The organism is Saccharomonospora saliphila YIM 90502 (assembly GCF_000383795.1).
GTDB lineage: Bacteria > Actinomycetota > Actinomycetes > Mycobacteriales > Pseudonocardiaceae > Saccharomonospora > Saccharomonospora saliphila.
On the sequence record NZ_KB912729.1, the window covers coordinates 13590 to 16335 of the forward strand.

Sequence of the window (2746 nt, forward strand, 5' to 3'; positions counted from 1 at the left end):
GGCCGACCCAGCCGACGCGCCGCGCCGGAACGCCGGCCACCAGCGCGAACTCCGGCACGTCCTTGGTGACCACCGCCCCGGCGGCCACCGTGGCCCACGCGCCGATCCGCACCGGTGCGACGCACACGGCACGTGCCCCGATCGAGGCACCCTCGGCGATGGTCACGCCCACGGCGTCCCAGTCGGAGGCGCTCTTGAGACTGCCGTCGGGATTCACCGCGCGTGGATAGGTGTCGTTGGTCAGCACCACCGCGGGACCGATGAACACCCCGTCGGCCAGCTCGGCGGGCTCGTACACCAGGGCATGGTTCTGGATCTTGCAGTTGGCGCCGATCCGCACTCCGGTGCCGACGTAGGCGCCCCGGCCGACGACGCAGTTCGCGCCGAGCGCGGCGTCGGAGCGCACCTGTGCCTGGTGCCAGATCTTGCAGCCGTCCCCGAGTACCGCGGTCGGCGCCACGTCGGCGCCGTCGGCAACGAAGGCCATGTCTTGTCCTTCCGGCAGGGGTCGTGGTGGTCGCGAGGCGCGGTGCGCCCGTTCGGTCAGGCCCGTCCGATCACGCGGTAGGTCACGCCCGGCCAGCGGTCCGGGGCCGACACGCGGCGCCCGTCGACCACCGTCGCGACCCCCGGCAGATCGTCCGGGCCCAGCTCGGCGTAGGCCGCGTGGTCGGCCTGCACCACGGCCGCGTCGACCTTCTCGCCGAGGTGGTACGGCTCGAACCCGAGGTCGCGCAGCTCCTCGTCGGTGTAGAGCGGGTCGTGCACGAGTGGACTCGCTCCTCGCGTGCGCAGCGACTCCACCGCGCCGAACACCCCGGAGAACGCCGTTTCCTTGACCCCGCCCCGGTAGGCGGCCCCGAGCACGACGACGCGGGCGCCGGTGAGGTCGCCGTGCGCGCCTTCGAGCAGGCCCATCGTGTAGTCGGGCATCCCCGCGTTGGTCTCCCGTGCCGCGCGCACCACGCTGGCCTCGGGGTCGTTCCACAGGTACAGCCTCGGGTAGACGGGGATGCAGTGCCCGCCCACGGCGATGCCCGGCTGGTGGATGTGGCTGTACGGCTGCGAGTTCGACGCCTCGATCACCTGGTAGACGTCGATACCCGTCGTAGCCGCGTACCGCGCGAACTGGTTGGCCAGCCCGATGTTGACGTCGCGGTAGGTGGTCTCGGCCAGCTTGGCCAGCTCGGCGGCCTCCGCCGAGCCGAGGTCCCACACGCCGTTGCCGCGCGCCAGGTCGTCGCGCGGGTCGAAGTCCAGCACCGCCTCGTAGAACTCCACCGCGCGGTCCGCGCCCGCCTCCGACAGCCCGCCGACCAGCTTCGGGTACTTGCGCAGGTCGGCGAACACCCGGCCGGTGAGCACTCGTTCGGGGGAGAACACGAGGTGGAAGTCGGTGCCCTCGACCAGGCCGGAACGCTGTTCGAGCAGCGGCTTCCACCGCTGCCGGGTGGTGCCGACCGGCAGCGTCGTCTCGAACGACACCAGCGTGCCCGCCGTCAGGTGGCGGCCCAGCTCGTCGGTGGCGGCGTCCATCCACCCGAAGTCGGGGCGCGCCTCGTCGTCGACGAACAGGGGCACGACCACCACGACCGCGTCGGCGCCCGGTACCGCCTCGGCGTAGTCGGTGGTCGCCCGCAGCGCGCCCGACGGGACGAGCTCGGCGAGCCGCTCGGCGAGGTGCGCCTCACCGGGGAACGGCTCGACCGCGCGGTTGACCTGCGCGACGAGGTCGGCGTTGACGTCCACGCCGACGACCTCGTGCCCCTTCGAGGCGTACTGCACGGCGAGCGGGAGTCCGATCTTCCCCAGGGCAATGACAGCGATCTTCACCGAGACGGGTCCTTACGTTGTTCGTAGGCGCTGAGATTTCCGCGGCGGAGGTACCGAACGGAGCCTAACGCGCCCCGGCCCTCCGTCGGCGCTCGGCGCCCCGGCACCGCGAAACCCCCTCGCACGGCGTCCTCCGTGGCTCTGTCGCGCTCACCCCGCCCCGAGCTCGGTGCGGCCGGGACGCAGAGCCGGACCGCAGTGCCGGCGCGGGCCCTGTTCGGACACGGTCTCCACCGCCGCACGCCCGTAGGCACGCGCCTGGCGAAGCGCCCCGGGGCCGGGTACCGCGTCCTCGCGGACCCAGTCGGCGTTGGACCGTCCCTGCTCCGGGTCGATGTAGAGGGCGTCGTAGTCGCGCTCCATGCGCGGGTCGGACGGGATGCCGGTGCCGCTGCTCCACCCACCGTGCGAGTGGATGAACGTGGGACGAGCCTCCTCGAACACGTAGTCGCGCAACGCGGCCATGTCCCCGCGCCCGTGGAACTCGGCGATCCGGCTGTCCACCAGGCCCGCCTGGTCGATCACCCGGAGCCGTGTGGTCAGCAGTGTGCCGCCCACGTCCGGGAGCAGGACCGAACCGTCGCGCACCCCGAGCCGGTCGGCGTAGCCGTTCATCACGGCGCCGAACCGCTCGGCGATCCGGCACAGCGGCACGGTCGGCGCGGCGGCGAACCGCTCGGCCGAGTCCGCGAACGACGTGCCGCTCGCGGTGAGCGCGACCACCAGCGACACCAGCAGCGACGTCCGCCCCGCCGCACCCCAGCCGCGGAGCAGCTCGCCGACCGCGAGCACTCCGGCGAGCACCGCCAGCGGCCACACCGGCGTGGCGAACCGGTACTCGCCCATCCAGTCCGGTTCGAGCACGACGAAGGCCAGGACCGCGAGCACCAACGGCACCAGCAGCGCCACCAGC

Annotated in this window: 2 protein-coding genes and 1 pseudogene; all 3 read right to left on the minus strand. The window is 72.9% G+C overall.

Annotation, left to right across the window (positions count from 1 at the left end; translation table 11 throughout):
* Positions 1-487, minus strand: a 487-nt coding sequence (locus tag SACSA_RS24070) for an acyltransferase (RefSeq protein ID WP_019819756.1), incomplete at its 3' end; no start/stop codon positions are given.
* Between the two features lie 56 nt (positions 488-543).
* The gene (locus SACSA_RS0120630) at positions 544-1833 is read right to left on the minus strand and encodes a nucleotide sugar dehydrogenase (protein ID WP_019819758.1); all 1290 of its coding nucleotides are present in this window, start codon (positions 1831-1833) and stop codon (positions 544-546) included.
* A gap of 150 nt (positions 1834-1983) precedes the next feature.
* Positions 1984-2746 (minus strand): annotated as a pseudogene (locus SACSA_RS24075) (hypothetical protein); the annotation flags it as partial.